Origin of the sequence: Echinicola vietnamensis DSM 17526 (assembly GCF_000325705.1) — a bacterium.
Lineage (GTDB): Bacteria > Bacteroidota > Bacteroidia > Cytophagales > Cyclobacteriaceae > Echinicola > Echinicola vietnamensis.
This window is the reverse complement of sequence record NC_019904.1, coordinates 3,965,874-3,988,043: the sequence shown is the minus strand read 5'-3', so window position 1 is coordinate 3,988,043 and position 22,170 is coordinate 3,965,874. Positions and strand designations below refer to the sequence as shown.

Sequence of the window (22,170 nt, the reverse complement as noted above, 5' to 3'; positions counted from 1 at the left end):
GGAGGGATGAATATTGACACATTTACAGAAGTATTGTAAAGATGATAGGCTGCTTCCATCGGCCTAAAAATGGGAGTGTTAGCGGCATGGATGGATAGCTGCCTTGTAGGATAATCCCCTACCGCCTATTTGACACTTTACCACTTACTGGGGGCAATCCTTGAACGGACGGCCACTTCCCCAAACTTTTCCGCATGATCCGCGATATAACGAATACGCGTCCGTGATATGGCATGATGCCTTCCTTTTTCACTTTGCCCCTTGATTCTATTTCACATCAGCTACTAATACGCACATTTCTGGCACGTTTATTATGGTATAGCATGCTATTTATGGAAGAAATCATTCCATGGAGAAAAAATTAAAATTACCTTTACATAAGAATAAAAATTTAGAAAATCGTCGATGAGCAATTTTAAGCAAGGTGCCAAAAGGGTTCTGATCCATCTAGCAGTGATATTGGGACTTTTATTTGCCGTATTATTTATTTTCTTTCAAGTTTACTTGCCAGGCTACACCAATCATGGGGAAACCGTAACGGTTCCCGATCTGGAAAATTTTAGCTATCATGAAATAGAAAGTTACTTGGAAGCCCGCGATTTGCGTTATGAAATCACCCCTGACAGTGGCTTTGTGGCAGATGCCGAGCCACTTTCCGTGCTCAAGCAAAACCCCAGACCGGGTGCCAAGGTGAAACAAGACCGCAAAATCTATATCACACTGAATGCAGAAAACGCCCCACTCATAAAAATGCCCAATTTGGTTAATAGTCCTCTAAAAAATGCCCAAGAAGTCCTTTCTAACTATGGCCTGTTAAGAGGTGAGATCATCTATGTACCAGACATTGGTCAAAATGTAGTTTTAGAGCAAAAATTTCATGGAAGGTCTATCCAAGAGGGTTTCGAAATACCAAAAGGTTCCCAAATCGATTTGGTAGTGGGCGATGGCCTGGGTAAGCAGAGCTTGTCCATCCCTAACCTTATCGGAATGGAAGAGGAAGAGGCTGAGTTTTTGATCGTGGGTTCAGGGCTACGAATGGGCAGGGTAAACTTCGTTACCACAGATACCGTACCCAAAGGTACCATTGTCAAACAGCTTCCTCCTTCCGGGATAGAAGCCAAAACAGGAGAACTGGTAGATGTATGGGTATCGGAACTTGGAGCTACAGAGAATGATTTTTAAATGAAAGCAAATTTCGCCAAGTTGTGTCTTTTTTTATGTGGGCTATTGGGCCTCGCCCAATGCGCTTTTGGTCAGCTGCGCCAGCTTAGTGTCAATCGGCAAGAGTATACTGCCCATAAGCAGCATCAGGCCAATGCCAGGCTGTTAGCAGACACCTTGGATTTGCCTTTTTGGGATGATTTTTCCGGTGGCTTTTTAGACAGTACCAAATGGGAAACCAACGGGGCTATTGTTTCGCTTAATGGCGGAGTAGATGCGCCCTCCTTGGGTGTTGTACTCCTGGACGGAACCAAATCAAACGGCCAACCGTACAGTACCGATATTGGCCAAGTAAACCTAACCGATCACCTTACCTCCAGGCCAATTGACCTTTCAGGGCTTGACGAAGAAGCAAAAGGCAGCACGTACCTCAGCTTCTTTTGGCAGGCAGGCGGCAATGCTGAGATCCCTGATGCAGACGACTTTCTTCAGTTATCGTTTTTGGACAGTTTGGGCAATTGGAATATCATCTGGACCCAATATGGAGGAGACAGCATTCAGCCCTTTCAACAGGAGCTCTTCCCCCTTACCGAAGAATATTTTCATGGCCAATTTCAAATGCTCTTTCAAAGTTCCGGCCGGATGGTTGGGCCTTTTGACAGTTGGCTAATCGATTATGTGTATTTAAACCAAAACAGATCCGCCAGTGACCAATATTACCCTGATCGGGCACTAACCCAGCTTAACAGCAGCTTTTTGGGGAAATACACTGCCTTGCCTTTATATGAATTCAACGTCCTTTCCGATACATTATTGACCGCCATTGGCAATCAGTTTTACAATTTGAACAACCGCTTTAGGGCCATGGAATATTCAGCGGCCATTCGGGACAAAAGCAGCCAAGAACCGTTCATGGTGCTCAATACCGACACCCCTTTCAACCCTGTACCACTCGCCAATGAACGGAGGGATTTTGCCAGTGGCCTCCCTACTGCGCTGATGCAGCAAGAGCGAGAAGAAGCATTTGACTTGGAAAGCATCGTGTACCTCAGCTCAGGGGATGGTTTGCTGGTGGATGAAATCTCTGCTGAAGACACCACCTACCATAGCCAAGTGGATTTCCGGGTCAATGATACGGCCAGGACCACCATTCCCATCAGGGATTATTATGCCTATGACAGGGGAACGGTAGATTATGCCGCAGGAATCAACCAACGATCAGGGATGGTGGCGATAAAATTTAACACTTCCCTGCCTGCATTCGTCAATGCGCTCAGTATCAATTTCACCAATCCAGCGCAAGCTGGCACCGCAGTCGATCTTTTAATTTGGTCCTCATTGGATTCAGAACCGGTGTTCGCCAAAGAAGTTATTATCCAACCCAAAGATAGATTGGAAGACTTCACCAAGTTTCCACTCGACACGGCCATCCAAGTGGAAGGAGAATTCTATATCGGCTACAGACAATTTACCAATGATTTTGTTCATATTGGTTTGGACAAATCAAACGATACTTCCTCGGATGTGCAGTATAATATTTCAGGCTCTTGGGCGCCCAGTGAACAGGTAATCGGCTCCCTGATGATCAGGCCTCACCTCCAAACTGAAGCGCCATTGCCTCCAGAAACTCCGGAAGCAGCCTCGTTGATCAAGGCCTATCCCAACCCAGTGGAAAACAATAAGATTTTCCTAGAAGGCGACGTGGAAGCCGTTAAGCTTTTCGACACCTTTGGCAGGGAAATAAAAATCGATATCAGTGAGGCAGAAAATGGCAAATTCCTTAATTTTACGAGCAACAGAAAGGGAGTTTACCTGATCAAGGCCTGGAAAAACAACTCCCCGCAATTAATAAGAATTTTAGTCAAATAGAGATTATGGAAGACATTACGGTAGAAGAACTAAAGGAAAGATTAGACAATAAAGAGGAATTCCCGTTTGTAGACGTTAGGGAAGAATGGGAATACGAAGAAGACAACCTAGGAGCCCTGAACATCCCTTTGGGTCAATTGGCTGCTTCTTTGGATGAGCTGGAAGAATATAAAGACCAGGAATTGGTCGTGCACTGCCGATCAGGCGCCAGAAGTGCAAACGCCAAAAAATTCCTGGAAACCAAAGGATACACCAAGGTACGAAATGTCTTGGGCGGCATCATGGCTTACAGGGAACTGGAAGAAGAATAAACGAAATACACCTGAGGCTGTCTCATCCCAAATGGAGACAGCCTCTTTTTTTACGATACGATGGAGACAAGCGTATTTTTCAAAGAACTTTTTGATTATGGTTTTACCCAAAACCAACGGATCATTTTGGCGCTACATAAACACCCGAAAATGGCTTCAGAACGCTCTCATCTCCTGATGTCCCATATCATCAATGCCCATCACATCTGAAATGCCAAAATCATGCAGTCTACTCCCCTGATGAAGCCTTGGGATGTGCATTCGCTGGAGAAGGTTAACTCCCTGGACAAGGAAAATCTGGAAAACAGCCTCGCCATTCTTTCCAACATGGAGGTAGACCAAAAAGTATCCTATCAATTAAGGGGAAATCAAGTCTTCAACCATCCTGTTCGCGATTTACTTTTTCAGGTCATCAACCATACCACCTACCACAGGGGCCAAATCGCCATGGAATTCAGAAAATGCGGTTTGGAGCCTATTATGTCCGAATATATTATGCATAAAATGGCCGGGAAGTAACCGCAGGAAACTGGTAACCGTTTCACCATTGGACTAACAGTCCCAATTTTAGTAGCTGCTCCCACATTCCGCAATTTTCGGGTGGTATCCTAAACGTCTTCCCGCTATCTTTAACCCAGTTTATGTATTAGTAATCGTGGTGAGCGCTGAAACTGCCAAAAAACCAGGCTGTTTGGAGATTGAGGCATCCACCGCGGCGGATGGTGAGCCCGCTGCCGCTAGGTAGAATCGAAACAGCAGCGAAGTGACTGATTTTGAAGCAGTATCAGGTCGCAACCGATAGGCTAAGGCATAATCCGGGCTTAACCTGACCAAACCAATATCGCATGAAAGACCAGGAAATCATCACATACAAGCGTGTTGCGGAAGCGCTAAACTACCTGCAAAACAATTTCCAGCGACAGCCAACGCTGGATGAAATAGCGGATACTGTCCATCTCAGCCCCTATCATTTCCAGCGGATTTTCACCGAATGGGCCGGAGTAAGTCCAAAAAAATTCTTGCAGTACATCAGTATCGGCCATGCCAAAAAAATCCTCAGCCAGCCTGCTTCTACCCTATCGGAAGCTTCACTGGAAACGGGACTTTCCGGCACTGGGCGGTTACATGACCTGTTTGTGAACATTGAAGGCATGACGCCAGGGGAATATAAAAATGGGGGAGAAAATTTGGGCATCGATTACCAATTCTTCACGACACCATTTGGCAGGGCATTGGTGGCGGCAACCGCAAAAGGGATATGTCATTTGAGCTTTGTGGAAGATGATGATCATGCCCTCCAGCACCTTCATTCCCAATTCCACAAGGCTACATTTACCAAACAGCCCTCCCCTCATCATCACGAGGCCATGAAAATTTTCCATCAGGATTGGCACCAGATGGACACAATCAAACTTCATCTAAAAGGCTCTGATTTTCAGCTTAAAGTATGGGAATGTCTCTTGAAAATCCCTCAAGGGAACCTCAGCACTTACGGCCACGTCGCCCAACACATTCACCAGCCCAAAGCAGCCAGGGCAGTTGGCACGGCCATTGGCAGCAATCCGGTCGCCTTTCTGATCCCCTGTCACCGCGTCATCCAAGCATCGGGAGTAATTGGGGGATACATGTGGGGAACGCTCAGAAAAAAAGCCATCATAGGTTGGGAAGCTGCCGCCGCGGACCGAAAAGGATGAGCTAGGAAAATTCTTTTTGCAGGTAAGGCTAAGTATGACGAAATATGCGATAGAAAAAATGGAAAAAAGGGCTTCATGCATTTAACACACTTGTGGCAATACGTTTTTTTCCGCCCTTAGAAATATGGCTTGATCCCCAATTCACAGCTTGGTAAAATTTGAAAATCCATTCCATAACTCTATCTTTATTGGTCATCTTTTCATACAAAAACCTATAGAAAACCTATTATCATGACAAAAACAATCAAAGCAGCCATTGTAGGTACCGGCTTTATCGGACCTGCGCACTTGGAAGCCCTACGAAGAATCCCAAACATTGAAGTGATTGCGCTTTGTGAAGTAAACCAGGAATTGGCTGAGGAAAAGGCAAAACTTTTAGGAATTCCCCAAGCCTTTACTTTTGAGGAAATGCTCAAGCAACCGGAAATCGAGGTCGTCCACATCTGTACGCCTAACTTCCTTCATTACAACCAATCCAAGGCCGCACTGGAAGCCGGAAAACATGTGGTTTGTGAGAAACCCTTGGCCACCAAAATCGACGAGGCAGAAGCGCTGGTAGCCTTGGCCAAAGAAAAAGGCTTGGTAAATGCAGTGCACTTCAATTTACGGTATTACCCCATGGTCCGTCAGATGAAAACCATGCGGGAAAATGGTGAATTGGGAGATATTTACAGTATCATGGGCTCCTACTTGCAGGACTGGCTTTACCTCAACACCGATTATAACTGGAGGCTCGAGCCGGACAAATCAGGTGATTCCAGGGCCATTGCAGATATCGGTTCCCATTTATTGGACCTTACGGAGTATGTCACGGGACTCAAGATCACAGAGGTCATGGCGGATTTCAGCACCGTACACAAAACCAGGCTGAAACCTTTGAAGCCGATTGAGACATACTCTGGTAAAATGCTCCAAGAATCAGACTATGAAGAAGTGCCTATCAATACAGAGGACCATGCCACCGTCCTGCTGCGATTTGACAATGGCAATAAAGGATCGGTAACGGTGAGCCAAGTAAATGCAGGACGGAAAAACCGCCTGAATATTGAAATCGCAGGGTCGAAGTCCAATTTTGAGTGGTGCTCCGAACGACCAAATGAAATGTGGATAGGAAAACGTGAAAGCCCTAACCAGCAACTGATGAAAGACCCGGCACTTTTCACCCCTGAAGCAGCGGGACTGATCAGCTTTCCCGGTGGCCACAACGAAGGATTTCCCGATACCTCCAAACAAATGTTCAAGGAGGTCTATGCCGCCGTCGCAGCAGGAAAACAACCAGAAAATCCTTCCTTCCCGACTTTCAAAGATGGTTACAGGGAATTGTTGATTTGTGAGAGAATCATTGAAAGCAACCAAAAACAAGCGTGGGTAAAAATCTAAGGATTATTCTCCAATAGCTAAAAACAGTGCCTTTCTTGCCTAGCTTGAAAGGCACTTTTATCATTAGAGCATGACTGAACTTGAAATCCTCTTTGAAGACGAACATTACATCGCCGTAAACAAGCCCGCTGGCGTTATGGTCCACCGTTCCAGTATTGCAAAAGACGATGACCCGATATATGCCATGCAAGTACTGCGAGACCAAATGGGACATCATGTTTATCCACTCCACCGAATCGATCGGCCTACCTCAGGAGTATTGTGGTTTGCCCGAAACCCCGACGTGGTTCCGGCCTTTCAGGAGCAATTTATCAACCAGAACATCCGAAAATCCTACCTCACTGTAGTTCGGGGCTATACCAAAGAGGCTAAGGGCATCATCGATTATCCCTTGCGCAAAAACCTCAAAAAGGAACTCCAGGAAGCGCAAACGGAATATGAACGGATTGGCCAAGTGGAGATACCTTTCCAAAGCTCCCCACGTCATGACACCAGCCGTTATTCGCTCGTTCGGGCGCACCCCCTGACCGGACGTATGCACCAAATCAGACGACACCTTGCGCATGAGCGAAACTACATCATCGGCGACAACACCCATGGGGACAACCGTCAAAACCGGTTTTTCAGAATGCACTTTCACATGCACCACATGCTCTTGCATGCTCGGTCCACCGCCTTTGATCACCCGATCACCGGTGCACCTGTACTGGTGACGGCGCCCCTACCCGATTACTTTGAAAAAATCGTCACCACATTTGGTTGGAAATCCCTGGTTTAATTTTCCCTTATGCGGGTTAGAGGATTAAGACTCGCTGGGTACTAGGTCCCCCACATGATCCCATCACGAAGGTTTCCCATTGTGGGAAAAAAAAGCCTATCTTTATACTAAATATAACGTTAGACTAGCTTATGAAGAACCATTTTATCCATGCCACGATGGTAGGCCTGATGCTTCTGCCTTTCTCCTCCAATGGCCAAAAAGCCCTTATTGATACGTCCATTGAAGAAAAGGAAGCCATATCGCATTTCCGGTACTTGGCAGCCGATGAACTCAAAGGAAGAGATGCCGCCCGACCAGAAATCAACATTGCCGGCAGGTACATCGCAGAACAATTCCGGAAATACGGTGCTACTCCCATTGATGCCGAAAACAATTACTATCAAGCGGTTCCTTTGCGGCTTTCCGCTCCACCAAAATCTGGAGAAATAACACTTGGTGAGACTGCATTGATACAAGGAGAATCCATGCTGGTGCTGGACGGAGAATCTTTGGAAGGTGATTATGAAATGGTGGTGGCCGGCTATGGACTGGAAAGTGATTTGGAAGGTAAGGATGTGGCCGGAAAAATCCTGGTTGTTCGTGTGGGTGGGCCCGAAAAAATGGGACCTTCTCAGTTGTTTGCGGCAGGAAGGAAAAAATTGGCGCTGGCCACGGAAAAAGGTGCTGTGGGCCTGATAGAGATGTACAATCTCCAGAATCCCCCTTGGCCATTATTAATGGGATACTTAAATAAACCGCAACTCATGTTGGCAGATAACCAAGAGCCCGAAGACGCCGGTATCCCTTACATTTGGGCAAAAGACCTGAATGGAGAACTTATCAAATCCATTGATGAAGGCAAAATTGAGCAGGCGGCAGTGGCGATTAAAGGAAAAGACAATAAAGCCATCAGCAGCAACAATATCGTGGCCGTGGTGGAAGGAACGGACGAAACCTTAAAGGATGAATTTGTGATGCTTTCTGCCCATTACGATCATATTGGAGTGGGCACGCCAAACAGCCAGGGAGATTCCATTTATAATGGTGCCCGGGACAATGCTGTCGGCACAGTAGCCATCATCAACGCGGCCAAGTACTTTGCCGAAAACCCGCCAAAGCGATCGATTTTACTATGTGCATGGACTGCTGAAGAAAAAGGACTCTTGGGATCGGCACACTTTGCGGAGCACCCTTTGGTTCCCTTAGAGAAAATCATCTATAACTTGAATATCGATAACGGCGGATACAATGACACCAGTATTATCACGGTCATTGGACTGGGTAGGACGACGGCTGATTATCTGATTTATGAGGCCGTGGATGAATATGGCCTGTCTGCAAAAGGCGATCCATCCCCAGAGCAAGGACTCTACGATCGCTCGGACAATGTAAACTTTGCCAAAAAAGGCATCCCAGCTCCCACGTTCAGTTTAGGCTTTACCGCTTTTGATGAAGAAATCATGAAATACTATCATCAAGCTGCCGACCAGGTAGATAATTTCGACTTGGACTATGCTATGAAGTATTGGAAAGCTTACCTGCTGACGGCGGAGAAAATTGCCAACACTGAAGAAAAACCGGCATGGGAAAAAGGCGACAAGTATGAAGAGGCAGGGAAAGCACTCTATGGTGGCGAGTAAGGATCAGGTAAAAAGAATCAAGTGGCAAAGTTGGGGAGGAACTCCCTTTCATGATTAAACTTGGGAAGCGGCAAAGTACGAAATACGGTGTTTCAGTATTTGGTAGTTGGTAGGTTGTAGCTAACCAGCTATCATAGATTCCCTTTTTAGGAATTGCTTGCCGTTTTTTATTTCCTGACCTGAGCATAACGAAGGGTGTAATCAAGAACTCATAAGAAAGGGCTGTCTCATAAGATTTATCAAACTAATATTGAGGAAAGTAACTTCCCTCAATATTAAAACGACTACTTATGAGACGGCCCTTTTTGTCATTTTGAGAAATTAGGGGCAATAAATTTTTTCCAAATATAGAGAATGATCAGGGCTCCGATGATGGCCCAAATCAGCCCCCAACCCAAACCACTTCCTCCGGCACTATCAAAGCCCAAAGCCCGGCCGATATAACCTCCCACGAAGGCACCTCCAATACCGATCAAGATGGTAACAATAAAGCCTCCCGGATCCTTACCGGGCATAATCCATTTTGCCAATGCTCCGGCTATCAAGCCAAAAATAATCCACCAAATAAATGACATAAGCGTTAAAGGTTTAGTTGTTAATGAATGAATTAAAATAACAAAAACACCTCTAACAACCTATTGATATGCAATATTTTACAGAACCTAACGCCTACAATAGTATAAACAGCACAAAGGCAATTGAAAAAAGCACCTCAAGGGGTGCTTTTTATCTATAATGATTAGAAAATACTATTCCAATTAATTCTCAATACTGATACTTCCAGAGCTCACCGCGCCGTGCACCGTTTGGGAAGCATTGTTATTGACGTGCAAACTATTTCCACTTCGCTGATTACCGACACGGACACTTCCACTGCTTGCCCGAAGTTCATAATTGTAGTCATTCAGATCATCGGAGGTCTGGATATGGATCGCTCCAGAACTAAATTTAATTTCAGTATTTTCACTCAAGCCTGATTCCTCCGCATCAATCTTTCCTGAAGAGCCGATCAGTTTGCCCAGCTCACCAATGTTTCGCAATTCGATTTTTCCAGAGGTGATTTTGACATCGACTTTACCTGTAGCATCGGAAATTTCGATCTTTCCACTACTTCCTACTGCATCGACATTTCCTTCCACGCCATGTAGCTCCATCAGACCAGAAGAAACCTTTCCGGTAACATTTCCTTTAAGGTTTTTTCCCTCTAATCTACCTGAGCTCACTGTAAGACGCATATCGTCCACCTCCAGGTCTGAAGCATTCACCCTTCCTGAGCCGGCAGAAATATTCACTTCATCATGGATCACATTGGAAACATTGACGACTCCAGACCCGCCTTTTACCTTAAGTGCCATTTCTTTTGGCCCGATGACACTAATGAAGCCTTTGTTTCTATGGTTGCCCCAGCTGCCGAAGCCCTCTCGCTGATCCCACTCGATGACCAACCGGTCTCCTTCCATTTCGTAGTGAATCTCCACTCCTTCTGGGTTATTTGATTCCAGGTATGCATTTAATGACACTTCCGTGACACCAGCCCTTCCTTCATAGGTTACCTCAAGAGGGCCACCGTAAATTTCAACCGACTGTACACCATCAAACACCTCTTCGATGTCTGAAACGACAGTCATATTCCCGGAATACGAGCAAGCACTGAGCAGTGCAGCCCCAAAGATCAGGGCCGCCACTTGGTTTATCCAGTTATGCTTCATCAGTATTGGATTTTGGTTCATGGGTACTTGTATTTTCTGCGCTATAAGACATCATGGAAAGGGTCTCATGCGCCACCTTGATATTATATTCATAGGCCAAGCTTTTATAATTGACCAAATCCACAATGGTACCGATCCAGCATAGTCCTAGCGTAAAGAAATATAGAATACCAAGGCCAATTTGTCCCAAAACAAACCGGTGAAGTCCCGCAAACCCGAAGAATCCCAAAAGTGCCAAGATCAATACCATCTGGCTGTCTTTTCTTCTCGCTCGGTATACTTGGGCAAAAAGCCCCGCTTGCTCATCGTCCATGTTTTTGAGGATCCCTTGGATATAGCCCAATTCCATTCCTTCCAACTCCGGAAGGTGCTTTAATACATTAGCCATAATTAAGTCTAGTTTTTAGTTGTCTTATGATTTCAAATATCCTATAAGGAATTACTGCCCAGGCAAATGCTCCCATCGGGTGCATCTGAAACGATTGCCGGAATTCTCCTAAGGCAAACAGCTTCATGCTTCTTCCCAATCCACATCCCGGGCACCATTCGATCCCCGCCATGCTGAGGGGACAAAGGGTAAAATGGTGCGCTGAATTTGGGTCGATAAACATGATGCCCACCAAAGCAGCAATCCAAAACAATAGCTCTAAGGGTAATTTTGCTTGTATTTTCCTTATTGATATCATGTGTCCATACAAATACTAAAAGGATGCCAGTTACCAAAATGCAGCTCAATTAAGCATAGAGCCCCTTTTACCTCTTTAAAATTGGTCAATACCGAACAAAAAACGATCGATTCCGAACACTTTTGGTTGGATGGTTTATCGACAAGGTACAGTCTTTCATCTTGGAATACTCCCAATCTCCTAAAGATAAATATTAAGCAGATAGGTATCCCCGATTCTACCCAAAAAGTCAACCTATCTGGTATGCGACTTTCAAAGTATTACTGGAGGCATTTACCTGCTGATCCACTCATGCTCATGTTTCTTTAAAAGAAGCTTTAAATTTCAGGTGGAAAAAAAACGTCACTGCGAGGCTTAGGGAGAGATTTAGGGGTGGGAGTCGTGCCAGTCTTAGTATTTGGGGTTTGCCACACATTTTCAAACCCACACCCTCCCAAAAAGGGTTCATTGACGTTTTTAATACTAAAAATAGGTCGCGCTCAGGTTTTACCTGTTTCGACTATTTTGGGGCACTTCATGGATGTGCAAATATCCCCCGAAAACCGGCACAGGTGTAAAATACAGCCTTAAAAGCGCGAATGATCATTTGAGAAATAATGATCACCAGTTCGTCAAAACCACTTTCCTTTTGTATTTTAGCTTTTAAACAGTTTAAACCCATTGAAAACGAAAAGATGAAATACGCGCTTTGCCTGCTATTTTTTTTAGGAACTGGAGTTTTTGCACGTGCACAATCCTCCTGTGACCTGATCCTACTCGAGACCAAAAAGCTGTTTGGCAACTTCAGCATCATTCCGGGAAGTGCCCAGAAATTAACGGACCGTGAAGGCTATGACAACCAACCTTCCTTCATCAATAACGACCAAGTGGCCTTTTCATCGATCGATGAAAACGGTAACAGTGATATCATCGTGTACAGCTTTGACACAGAAGAATTCATGAACATGACAAGGACCACGAGCAAAAGTGAGTTCTCACCGCGTTTGACAGATTGTGGGCAGTATATTTCTGCTGTGACCGTGGAAGAGGACAGTACCCAGCGGCTGTGGCTTTATCCGATCAATTTTGGAGAGCCTGAACTGCTCTATGATGACCTATCACCAGTCGCCTATTATGCATGGTACGATAACATCGCTGCCATGAGCCTTTTGGGAGATCCCAATAAACTGGTTTATCCCTATAGTCGTGAACAGGTGGCCGAATTGGCCGAGAACGTAGGAAATTGCATCCAAACAAGGCCTAAAACAAGCGAAATCACCTATATCGATAAAGGGACCAGTGTGGTGCTCAATGGAAAGGAAACCTTTGAAATCAAGTCATATGACCTTGAAGAAAAAGTAGCAGGCAACCACGGTGTGGCCCTCGGTCAAGGGGATGATTTCACCTGGATCGACAAAAACACCCTTATCATGGCACAGGGACAAGAACTCTTCATCAAGAAGATCAACAAAAGCATGGAATGGGAAAAAATCGCCGCCGTATCCATGCCGGGCTATGGGGCCATCAGCCGCATCGCTGTAAGCCCCCGAAATGATAAATTGGTTTTGGTGATGGAAAGGAAATAAAACCAGCCATGATGAACTAGGCTGGCCGTAGCGTTTTACTCCCGCTTTAACCTGCTTTCAAGCTGCTCTACAGCTTTTCGGGGATCCAAGAAATTATCCAGCTGCTTTAGTTTGCTGATCGCTTGGTTGACTTCAAAAACATAATCCCTGCTCTGGGGATTATAGGGCAAATTGTTCAGTGTTTGGAGGATATCATCCATCTTACTGGCAGCTTCCAATAATTTTGGCTCAAAATAAGCCTCATTGAACTTAGACGTAATGTATTCAATGGCCAGATCATTGGGTTGCAACAGGTCACGTTCATAAAAACGATAATCCCTCAAATCACTGATTTGTAATTCGTAAGCAGGAAAATATTTCACTTCTGGAAATTCATTGACAATCTGGTGTATGGCCACACGTAAAACCGATTTGCTGACACAGTTCAATGTAATCGTATCCTTGGTGTGCATCACCGGGCTGAGCACGAAAATAATGTTTTTGATATGGTTCAGCTGCGGATAAATATGCCTAAAGGCTTCTAGTATTTTGTCCGGTGTCAGCAGTTCTTTCTCGAACTGCTCTTGAGGAGCCTTGTGACAATTGGCCACCACTTTTTTGGATTCCAGGTGTCTGAACACATAGGCTGTCCCCAAATTGATCATTAAAAACTCCTGCTTCTTAAAGCGCTCTTGCATGGTATCCACCTGCTTTTTAATGTTCTCCATCAGCTCCCCTTCGGAAGCTTGCCTCCTTAAAAAATTGTACTGAAAATGATTCCAGTTTCCTTCATACTCGGTCAGTAAGGAAGCATCCAGTTCAGTGTGTTTACCCAATAATTCGATATGTTGAAAAAGGCTTATAGGGTTATATATTCGACCAAAGGGATTACTGATGACATCCAGTCCATATTGCCGGAGGTTCTGGGCCATCATCGATGAAAATCCTGAACCCAGTGACATGATCTTGGCTTCTTTATTGATTTTTGTTGGGTTTTCTTCTATGATCAATTCACTTCTAAAGGTGCTCATATAGGTTATATTAAGTAAGAAAATATGTCAAAAATGGGTCAATCCCCATGCTAAAAACGCTTCAATTAAGTTAAAAAAAAGATCAAAGAATAAACTCGTCTAGTGAAATAAATCCCTAATTTATTTCAAATCTAAATTTAACACTTCCTTTTAGCAGCTCGGTAACCATCCCTCTAGAAATCCCCTGTCTTCTAACATGCAAAATGGAAGGATGAATGCCATAAATACGGCTGCATCTTGGACTTCTTAGGATAGAATGATTTTTTATGGGGCATGGCTCCGTTATCTGTGTTCCTTTAATTTACTTTCTCTCAATAAACGCTATCTTTGCAGCTTTACGTTAGATTGAAAACACTCAAAGATACAATGAACAACTTTATTGAAGAGCTGCGATGGCGAGGCATGGTCCAGGACATGACTCCGGAATTGGAAGAACACCTAAATAAGGGCATTACCTCAGCCTATTTGGGCTTTGATCCCACAGCAGATTCTTTGCACATAGGGCACTTAGTGGGCGTGATGACCCTTCTTCACTTCCAACGTTCGGGCCATAAGCCAATCGCGCTGGTGGGAGGTGCCACAGGCATGATCGGTGACCCTTCTTTCAAATCAGCCGAGCGAAACCTCTTGGACAAGGAAACGCTGGACAGCAACATCGCGGGTATCCAGAAGCAACTTGGGAAATTCCTGAACTTTGCGGATGATAAAGCGAACAGAGCTGAATTGGTAAACAATTATGACTGGATGGCTGAATTTTCATTCCTGGAGTTTATCAGGGACGTGGGCAAACACATCACCGTAAACTACATGATGGCCAAGGACAGCGTAAAGCGAAGGCTTGAGGAAGGCAATGGCCTCTCCTTTACGGAATTCACCTACCAGCTCATCCAGGGGTACGATTTTTACCATCTGTGGAAAAATAAAAACTGCACCATGCAGCTAGGGGGCTCTGACCAGTGGGGAAATATCGTCACAGGTACGGAACTGATCAGGAGAAAAGAAGGTGGCAGCGCCTATGCGCTAACGGTTCCTTTGATCACCAAGGCAGACGGTTCCAAATTCGGAAAAACAGAAGGCGGCAGTGTATGGTTGGATCCTGACAAGACTTCTCCTTATGCATTTTACCAATTTTGGCTGAATGTCTCCGATGAAGACGCTTCCAAGTACATCAGAATCTTTACTACGCTGGACAAGGAAACCATCGAAAAGCTGGAAAAGGACCATGCGGAAGCACCACACCTGAGAATTCTCCAAAAGGAAATCGCCAAAGAGATAACCATTATGGTCCATTCCGAGAAAGAGTATGAAATGGCGGTAAAAGCCTCTTCGATCCTTTTTGGCAAATCCTCTACCGAGGACTTGGCGGCATTGGACGAACGTACTTTCCTTCAGGTTTTTGAAGGCGTCGACCAAGTGGAACTGACCATGGAAGCCTACAAAGAAACGACCGGCATCCTAGACCTTCTCGGTGATAAAGGCCAAGGCGTTATATTTAATTCAAAAGGTGAAGCCCGTAAAATGATCCAAGGCGGTGGCGTGAGCATTAACAAAAATAAGCTCTCTGATCCACAAGCCACCACTGAAGGACTGGAACTCCTGCAAGGCAAATACCTTCTCGTCCAAAAAGGCAAAAAGAATTATTTTATCATTAAAATAATCAATTAATGATGCTGGAGGCTGTCTCTTCATGACACCTTATCGATAGCTACGATATGGGTGCATTTGAGACAGCCTCTTATACTTTTTAATCGCCCCTTTCATATTGACCCCTGCGCTCACAACCAGTAAAACACTGGTTTACAGTTAAGTAATGTATCTAACTGAAAAATAGTCATCATCAAATTTTCTATTTTTTTCCACTTTTTTAAACAACAAAGTATCAATTTTAAATAAAGTTCAATACCTTTAAACCCTATTTAACACAAATACTTTTTAGTACCATGGGAGTTTACGAAAGACAGAAAAAAGAAAAGGAGATATTGGAGGCTGCCATCCAGTTGTTTGCTTCCAAAGGCTATCATTCCACCAAAATGGATGAAGTGGCGAAACAGGCCAAAATGAGCAAAGGGCTGATTTATTTTTATTACAAAAATAAGGAAGACCTGTACATGGCAGTTACCAAAAAGGCTTATGAGCAGTTAAAGGACATCTTCCGTGACACACAAAAGACCAAAGGGAAATCCGGGATTGACCTGATCACGATGCTGATCGAGCAATTCATTACATTCTCTTCGGAAAACAAGATGTACCATGAAGCCATTCTTAACTTTATGGGGTTAATGGCACAGTTTAACGATCCAGAAAAACGGAAGCTAATGGATCCACTTATTCTTGACAGCCCAAATTTCAATGAACTGCTTGAAATCCACCATGATCCGGCTAAAATTGGGATTCAATTGATATCGCATGGCGTGCGAGATGGTTCCATGCGACCCGACTTACAGCCAGAGATCACCTTCTACACCATCTGGACCATGATGATAGGTTATGAGCGGCTAATGGGACCGATCGAATACGAGAAGAAGGAGGTCAAAATCAGCCAGGAAAATTGGAAAAACGGTTTCATAAAACTCATTCACGAAATGCTGAAAGGTACCATTCAGGCCCAAAGGCCAAAAGCGGTACAAGGCAGCTTATTCTGACAAAAGTGTATTTCTATAATCTGACATATTTCCATCCTAAAAAGCCCGGTTTTATAAATCGGGCTTTTTAATTTCCATTCCCCCTATCCTACTTGCCCAAGGATGCGAAAAACCATCATCCGTTTCAAAACTTCTAATCCATTAGGAGCAAAACATCATGTGGGTCATCAGGACAAATTGCCAAAAACAACTTAAAAACGACTATTTTTTTGAAAAATTAACATGAATTCATCCAAACTATTTCACTAAATTTCCTATCTTAATCCAACAGTTTTCGTGATCAAAACCTAGAAGAGATGGATCTATCGTCATTGTTTTCACTTAACAATAAAGTGGCCCTCATTACGGGGGCTAGTAAAGGAATAGGCTTGAGCATCGCTGAATTTTTTGCTGCCGCAGGTGCCAAAGTTGTCATTTGCAGCAGGCACCAAGAACACCTGGATGAAATTGCTAAAAAACTATACGAAAAAGGATACGATATCATGGGAATTGCCTGCAATGTCGGCCGCCCTAATGAACTCGTGCAGTTGGTCGAAAAAACCATTGAAGCCTATGGCCAAATAGACATCTTAGTGAACAATGCCGGAACCAATCCTTATATGGGACCTGTCCATGAAACCACATTGGAGCTTTTTGATAAAATAATGGACGTGAACGTGAAAGCCCCTTTTGAGCTTTCCAAACTTTGTCTTCCCCACCTCAGGAAATCTTCGCAAGCTTCCATCATCAACATCAGCTCCATCGGAGCACTGTCCCCAGAACCGCAACTGGGCATTTATAGTGTGAGCAAATCGGCCCTGCACTCCCTCACCAAAGTATGCGCCAAAGAATGGGGCCAACAAAAGATTCGTGTCAATGCCATTTGTCCAGGAATTATCAAAACCAATTTTAGCAAAGCCCTTTGGGGAAACGATCAAATCATGGATGTCATCATGAAGCGATTGGCCATCAAGCGGCTTGGTAAAACGGAGGAAATAGCTGCCTTGGCTCTATTCCTGGCCTCTCCTGCGGCGAGTTACATATCTGGCAGTATCTTTACCGTAGATGGTGGATTTACCAGTTAATCTTCCTCTATATCCTCCGTATCTTCAATTTCTTTTACTTGGATTTTCACTGCATTTTTTACCGGTTTGATACCTCTGCCGGTATTTTCCGCAATATAGAAGGTAACTTGTGCCCCATACAGAAAAATGATCACGGAATAATATACCCAAACCAAAAAGATCACCAAGGAACCGGCAGCTCCATAGGCACTACCAATATCACTATTTCCCAAGTAAAATCCGATCAAGTATTTCCCAAGTGCAAACAGCAGCATGGTACAAAAAGCCCCTAACCATACCGATCGCCACTTCACTTGGGCATCAGGTAATATCTTGTACATTAAGCCAAAAATCAATACCATCATGGCCTGTGTGATGATAAAATTCGTAATCGCAGCCAAATAGCTAGAAAGCCCTTCGAAAAGCATCGATAATTCATTAAAGAAAATCACGATAGCAGTATCAATAACCAAGGAGATCAACAACACAAATCCAATGGAGGCCACCATCGAAAAGCTGAGCAATCGGTTAACTACGAATTTAATAAGGCCCTTTTCTGGTTTAGGTTTAATGTGCCAAATATGATTAATGCTGTTCTGCAAACTCACAAAAACTGTCGTAGCACTAAACACCAGCACCCCTATGGCAATGGTTCTGGCCCAAAAACCATCCACATCCAATGCAGCATTATAAATGATTTCATCCAACATATTGGCCATCTCCATACCACTGAGATCAGAGATTTGGGCCAATAACTCATCCCTAACTTCCCCTCTACTGTAGAAGGTAGCCCCAATATTTAACACAATGACCAATAAGGCCGGCATACTGAAAATCGTATAAAATGCGATACTTGCCGCAAATGTCATCGATTCACTTTGCCCAAATGCCTTGACACTGTCAAATAGTATCGTAAAAATGGTAAATTTTCTTAGCTTCTTTATCATAAGGTGTTGATTTATAAAAATATAACAAAATGTATGCCTTCAAAAGGCTATAAACAACCTTAATATAAAATTAAAGCTCCAAATGCTTCTCCACCTTCTAATTTAGTGGATTTTAGTTGGCATCATAAATCCCTATTGACACCAGCCCATTTAATCCATTAATGGGAAAAATTGGGCTTAAGAAGGTTACAAAATCCCTTGCTCGGGATATTTTCCCGTCACATTTCTACCAAATGCTTTGATTTCTTCCATTTGCCCTTCCAGGTCTCCATTAGGATAAATCACAGGCCCAATACCGGCATGTTTCTTTTTGTAATCCAAAAATCCAATGACAATGGGTACCCCTGCACCATCCGCGACATGATAAAACCCGGTCTTCCAGCGCTTGGCATAGCTTCTGGTTCCCTCTGGCGTAACCATCATGACCAGTTCATCACTCGATTTGATGAGTTCTATCATGGCCTCCGTGTAGGTTTGTTTTCGCTTCCCTGCTATCCGCTTGCGATCAATGGACATACCGCCCAAACCACGGATAAACCAACCCAATGGTCCCATCATAACTTCCTTTTTGATGGTGAACCGCACTGGCACATCCAAGATATAAAAGGCCGCACGTGCATATAACAAATCCCAATTGCTGGTATGCGGAATTGCTACCATAACGGCCTTCTTTAACCCCTCGGGAAAATTGCCCTTCACTTTCCATCCGGTCAGCCAAAACACCAACCGGGACAATAGCTTCATCATTAATTTTATTTTATTGATTTACTTCACCGAGCTTTAACAAACCTTCATTATAGGTAATAAAACGCTGGGCCGATTCATATCCAGCCGCAAAGATATCGGCTGCTTTCTTGATATCAAAGACACCATACCGGGCCAAGCCTTGGGGTTCGATAAAAAAGTCACACTTATTTTTACGGGTATAGACATTATAATTCATGGACATGATCACCGTACGCTCAATTAACCGTTTCATGTTCGAAATATTATCTTCCTCGTGAAGGTGGTTACAGTTTACCCCGATGATATCCTCACAGTGTCCTTCCAGCGGCTCTACAGGCAGGTTGTTTAACGCACCGCCATCAATATAGAATTTATCTCCTATTTTAATGGGATCAAATATCCCAGGAATACAACAAGAGGCCATCAATGGCTTGATCAGCTCCCCTTGGGAAAAGTACACTACTTTTCCTCTACTGATCTCGGTGGCGGTAATGGTCAAAGGTATCTCAAGGCTTTCGAAGGTGTTTTCCGGCAAATGCACCTCAAAAAGCTGTTCTAAAGTATCCATTTTCAAAATCCCGGTCCAGCTGATCGCAGGCCGCAAGAATTTAAAATAGTTGGTACTGATGATGATGTCCAAAATGGCATCTGGCTTTAGCCCTTGGCAATAAAGCGCTCCCACAATTGCTCCTGCACTGGTGCCGGACACCCTACTGGGCCTGATGCCTATTTCTTCCAGGGCCTTCAAAACGCCGAGGTGAGCGATTCCCCTCACCCCACCACCTGACAGTGCTAATCCGATATTTTGATTAAAGTTCACTCAATGAAAACGTTTGGTCCAACCTCACTCCCTTTTCGGTCATTTTTACCGTACAGCATTCATGTACCGGGTCATGCTCCAAAAAAAGAATATATTCATTTCTTGCAGCCTCCTCCAAAAAGGATTCCTTTTCCTTCAAGGTCACCAACGGCCTGGTGTCGTAGCCCATGACATAAGGAAGCGGTATATGCCCTACCGAAGGCAGTAAGTCTGCCACAAAGATAATGGTTTTTCCCTTGTATTGGAGCCGGGGAATCATCTGTTTATCCGTATGACCATCGGCCGTAAAAAAGCTGAAACCCGAAAACAGCTCTCCCTTCTCCAAATCCAAAAAGTTCAACTGACCACTCTCCTGCATAGGCAAGATATTCTCCTTCAGAAAAGAAGCCTTTTCACGGGCGTTAGGGACAGTCGCCCACTTCCAATGATCTTCATTACTCCAGTATTGGGCATTTTTAAACGTCATTTCGGGCGTCCCCCCCTCCGTCTTGTAGTGCACCCCGCCTCCACAGTGATCAAAATGAAGGTGGGTCAAAAAATTGTCCGTTACATCGTCCAATGAAAAACCTGCCTTTTTTATGGATCCTTCAAGGCTGGCGTCTCCATGTAAATAGTAATGGGAAAAGAACTTCTCACTTTGTTTACGGCCTATCCCGTTATCAATCAACACCAGTCGATCCCCTTCCTCCACCAGTAAGCAACGCATCGCCCAAGTACACATATTGTTCTCGTCAGCCGGATTGGTACGTTCCCACAAGGTTTTGGGCACCACCCCAAACATGGCTCCTCCATCCAACTTAAAAAAGCCCGTATCGATCACGTGAAGTTTCATGTCCTGTATGTTTTTGAGTTTACACGTTATAAATATTCCTTAAACCCGAAATTGCTCCTACATCAGTTGCTAAGCCTTATTTTTTGATGTACCCAAGGTGGTGTTACACCCATGCTTCAAACTAACTGAAATGGCACTTCCAGCGCTTCCTGAGTTCCCTCGGTACAGGCTAGCACAATGCATAAATCGGGTTTATTGTTAACGCCTACCGACAAAAAAACCTCTGCTATTTACAGAGGTTCTTTCAGTAGGCTAAAGTTTTGCTATTCCTTTACTACGCCCATCGCAGAGAACTTATTGATGCGATCCTCAATTCGCTTCTCCGGTTTTATTTTATCCAATTCATCCAAGGCCTTTTTAATGGCAGCCTTAAGGTTTACTGCCATGCCTTTCATGTCTTTATGGGCTCCTCCAAGTGGCTCAGGGATGATATCATCCACCAACTTATTGCCCAGCATATCAGAAGCTGTCAGTTTCAAGGCCTCTGCTGCTTGTTCTTTATAATCCCAACTTCTCCATAGAATGGTTGAGCAGTTTTCTGGGGAAATCACTGAATACCATGAGTTTTCCAACATCATCACCCGGTCTCCAATCGCTATCCCCAACGCGCCACCGGAAGCACCTTCACCGATAATAATACAGATCACGGGGACTTTCAGCATAAACATGTCCCGGATATTACGGGCAATCGCCTCCCCTTGTCCTCTTTCTTCCGCTTCCAATCCGGGAAATGCACCGGGTGTATCGATTAAGGTCACCACGGGTTTGCCGAATTTCTCGGCCATCTTCATCAGACGGAGTGCTTTACGGTACCCTTCAGGGTTGGCCATACCGAAGTTACGCTCTTGACGCTGTTTGGTATTCCTACCTTTTTGCTGTCCAATAAACATCACCGACCTGCCATCAACATCTCCAAGGCCACCGATCATGGCTTTGTCGTCTTTCACCGTACGGTCGCCGTGAAGTTCCACGAAATCATTGGTGATTTCATATATGTAATCTAGGGAATAAGGCCGATCAGCGTGCCTGGACAGCTGAACGCGCTGCCATCTGGTTAAATTTTGGAATGTTTCTTTTTTCAAAGTTTGTATTTTTTCCTCCAAAGACTCAATATCGGCTGACAAATCGATTTGCTTGCCTTTAGCCAATTCCTTCATTTCTTGAAGTTTAAGCTCTAAATCAGCAATCGGCTTTTCAAATTCTAAGACCATATTTACATTTTTTTAACAGGACAAAGATAAAAAGATTATCCCGAAGTAAAATCATTGACTTGTCTGTCTTTACAAATATGACGCCATCTGATCACTTGATTTGGCGAAAGATAAGGATAATTGTTTTAAAATCAACAACTTGAAATCATTCACTTTAAACATAA

Annotated in this window: 22 protein-coding genes; 12 read left to right on the top strand and 10 right to left on the bottom strand. The window is 44.2% G+C overall.

Features of this window, described 5'->3' with window-relative positions:
• Nucleotides 1-405 precede the first annotated feature (405 nt).
• The 8 genes from ECHVI_RS16455 (at nt 406) to ECHVI_RS16420 (ending at nt 8,815) form a co-directional block, all read left to right on the top strand.
• Nucleotides 406-1,182, top strand: coding sequence for a PASTA domain-containing protein (locus ECHVI_RS16455; protein WP_015267145.1), 777 nt, complete (start codon nt 406-408; stop codon nt 1,180-1,182).
• Nucleotides 1,183-3,030, top strand: coding sequence for a T9SS type A sorting domain-containing protein (locus ECHVI_RS16450; protein ID WP_015267144.1), 1,848 nt, complete (start codon nt 1,183-1,185; stop codon nt 3,028-3,030).
• A 5-nt stretch (nt 3,031-3,035) separates the two neighbouring features.
• On the top strand, nt 3,036-3,341 hold the full coding sequence (locus tag ECHVI_RS16445) for a rhodanese-like domain-containing protein (protein WP_015267143.1): 306 nt from the start codon (nt 3,036-3,038) through the stop codon (nt 3,339-3,341).
• A 222-nt stretch (nt 3,342-3,563) separates the two neighbouring features.
• On the top strand, nt 3,564-3,860 hold the full coding sequence (locus ECHVI_RS16440; protein WP_083891982.1) for a DinB family protein: 297 nt from the start codon (nt 3,564-3,566) through the stop codon (nt 3,858-3,860).
• Nucleotides 3,861-4,186: 326 nt separating this feature from the next.
• Nucleotides 4,187-5,035, top strand: coding sequence for a methylated-DNA--[protein]-cysteine S-methyltransferase (locus tag ECHVI_RS16435; RefSeq protein WP_015267142.1), 849 nt, complete (start codon nt 4,187-4,189; stop codon nt 5,033-5,035).
• Between the two features lie 231 nt (nt 5,036-5,266).
• A complete protein-coding gene (locus ECHVI_RS16430) occupies nt 5,267-6,415 on the top strand; it encodes a Gfo/Idh/MocA family protein (protein WP_015267141.1) in 1,149 nt (382 codons plus the stop codon).
• 70 nt (nt 6,416-6,485) lie between these two features.
• Entirely contained in the window at nt 6,486-7,193 is a 708-nt protein-coding gene (locus ECHVI_RS16425; protein ID WP_015267140.1) for a pseudouridine synthase, read from the top strand.
• Nucleotides 7,194-7,324: 131 nt separating this feature from the next.
• Nucleotides 7,325-8,815, top strand: coding sequence for a M28 family peptidase (locus ECHVI_RS16420; RefSeq protein WP_015267139.1), 1,491 nt, complete (start codon nt 7,325-7,327; stop codon nt 8,813-8,815).
• Between the two features lie 308 nt (nt 8,816-9,123).
• Here the strand turns inward: ECHVI_RS16420 and ECHVI_RS16415 are convergent, their stop codons facing one another.
• The 4 genes from ECHVI_RS16415 to ECHVI_RS24105 all read right to left on the bottom strand — a co-directional run bounded on the left by ECHVI_RS16415 (nt 9,124) and on the right by ECHVI_RS24105 (nt 11,084).
• Nucleotides 9,124-9,390 (bottom strand): GlsB/YeaQ/YmgE family stress response membrane protein, encoded by a 267-nt coding sequence (locus ECHVI_RS16415; protein WP_015267138.1) that lies wholly within the window; start codon nt 9,388-9,390, stop codon nt 9,124-9,126.
• A gap of 183 nt (nt 9,391-9,573) precedes the next feature.
• The gene (locus ECHVI_RS16410; RefSeq protein ID WP_041739935.1) at nt 9,574-10,524 is read right to left on the bottom strand and encodes a DUF4097 family beta strand repeat-containing protein; all 951 of its coding nucleotides are present in this window, start codon (nt 10,522-10,524) and stop codon (nt 9,574-9,576) included.
• Nucleotides 10,514-10,912, bottom strand: coding sequence for a TM2 domain-containing protein (locus tag ECHVI_RS16405; RefSeq protein ID WP_015267136.1), 399 nt, complete (start codon nt 10,910-10,912; stop codon nt 10,514-10,516). Before ECHVI_RS16405 ends, ECHVI_RS16410 begins: the two co-directional genes overlap by 11 nt.
• Nucleotides 10,905-11,084, bottom strand: a complete 180-nt coding sequence (locus ECHVI_RS24105; protein WP_281168856.1) for a DUF2752 domain-containing protein — start codon at nt 11,082-11,084, stop codon at nt 10,905-10,907. Before ECHVI_RS24105 ends, ECHVI_RS16405 begins: the two co-directional genes overlap by 8 nt.
• An 800-nt stretch (nt 11,085-11,884) precedes the next feature.
• Here ECHVI_RS24105 and ECHVI_RS16395 point away from each other — a divergent pair.
• Nucleotides 11,885-12,775, top strand: a complete 891-nt coding sequence (locus tag ECHVI_RS16395; RefSeq protein WP_015267134.1) for a TolB family protein — start codon at nt 11,885-11,887, stop codon at nt 12,773-12,775.
• Nucleotides 12,776-12,810: 35 nt separating this feature from the next.
• Here ECHVI_RS16395 and ECHVI_RS16390 read toward each other — a convergent pair whose 3' ends face one another.
• Nucleotides 12,811-13,785, bottom strand: coding sequence for a GSCFA domain-containing protein (locus tag ECHVI_RS16390; protein ID WP_015267133.1), 975 nt, complete (start codon nt 13,783-13,785; stop codon nt 12,811-12,813).
• A gap of 366 nt (nt 13,786-14,151) precedes the next feature.
• On the opposite strand from ECHVI_RS16390, the gene tyrS reads away from it, so the two are divergent.
• The 3 genes from tyrS to ECHVI_RS16375 all read left to right on the top strand — a co-directional run bounded on the left by tyrS (nt 14,152) and on the right by ECHVI_RS16375 (nt 17,491).
• Nucleotides 14,152-15,450, top strand: coding sequence for a tyrosine--tRNA ligase (gene tyrS, locus ECHVI_RS16385; RefSeq protein ID WP_041738785.1), 1,299 nt, complete (start codon nt 14,152-14,154; stop codon nt 15,448-15,450).
• A gap of 275 nt (nt 15,451-15,725) precedes the next feature.
• Nucleotides 15,726-16,427: a TetR/AcrR family transcriptional regulator gene (locus ECHVI_RS16380; protein ID WP_015267131.1), complete on the top strand. Its 702-nt coding sequence runs from the start codon at nt 15,726-15,728 to the stop codon at nt 16,425-16,427.
• A 296-nt stretch (nt 16,428-16,723) separates the two neighbouring features.
• A complete protein-coding gene (locus tag ECHVI_RS16375; protein WP_015267130.1) occupies nt 16,724-17,491 on the top strand; it encodes an SDR family NAD(P)-dependent oxidoreductase in 768 nt (255 codons plus the stop codon).
• Here ECHVI_RS16375 and ECHVI_RS16370 read toward each other — a convergent pair.
• The 5 genes from ECHVI_RS16370 to ECHVI_RS16350 form a co-directional block, all read right to left on the bottom strand.
• A complete protein-coding gene (locus tag ECHVI_RS16370; RefSeq protein ID WP_015267129.1) occupies nt 17,488-18,417 on the bottom strand; it encodes a YihY/virulence factor BrkB family protein in 930 nt (309 codons plus the stop codon). The genes ECHVI_RS16375 and ECHVI_RS16370 overlap by 4 nt on opposite strands.
• 186 nt (nt 18,418-18,603) lie before the next feature.
• A complete protein-coding gene (locus tag ECHVI_RS16365) occupies nt 18,604-19,164 on the bottom strand; it encodes a 1-acyl-sn-glycerol-3-phosphate acyltransferase (protein WP_041738783.1) in 561 nt (186 codons plus the stop codon).
• Between the two features lie 10 nt (nt 19,165-19,174).
• Nucleotides 19,175-19,963, bottom strand: coding sequence for a patatin-like phospholipase family protein (locus tag ECHVI_RS16360; protein WP_015267127.1), 789 nt, complete (start codon nt 19,961-19,963; stop codon nt 19,175-19,177).
• On the bottom strand, nt 19,953-20,795 hold the full coding sequence (locus ECHVI_RS16355; RefSeq protein ID WP_015267126.1) for an MBL fold metallo-hydrolase: 843 nt from the start codon (nt 20,793-20,795) through the stop codon (nt 19,953-19,955). Before ECHVI_RS16355 ends, ECHVI_RS16360 begins: the two co-directional genes overlap by 11 nt.
• A 263-nt stretch (nt 20,796-21,058) precedes the next feature.
• The gene (locus ECHVI_RS16350) at nt 21,059-22,006 is read right to left on the bottom strand and encodes an acetyl-CoA carboxylase carboxyltransferase subunit alpha (RefSeq protein WP_015267125.1); all 948 of its coding nucleotides are present in this window, start codon (nt 22,004-22,006) and stop codon (nt 21,059-21,061) included.
• Nucleotides 22,007-22,170: the final 164 nt, after the last annotated feature.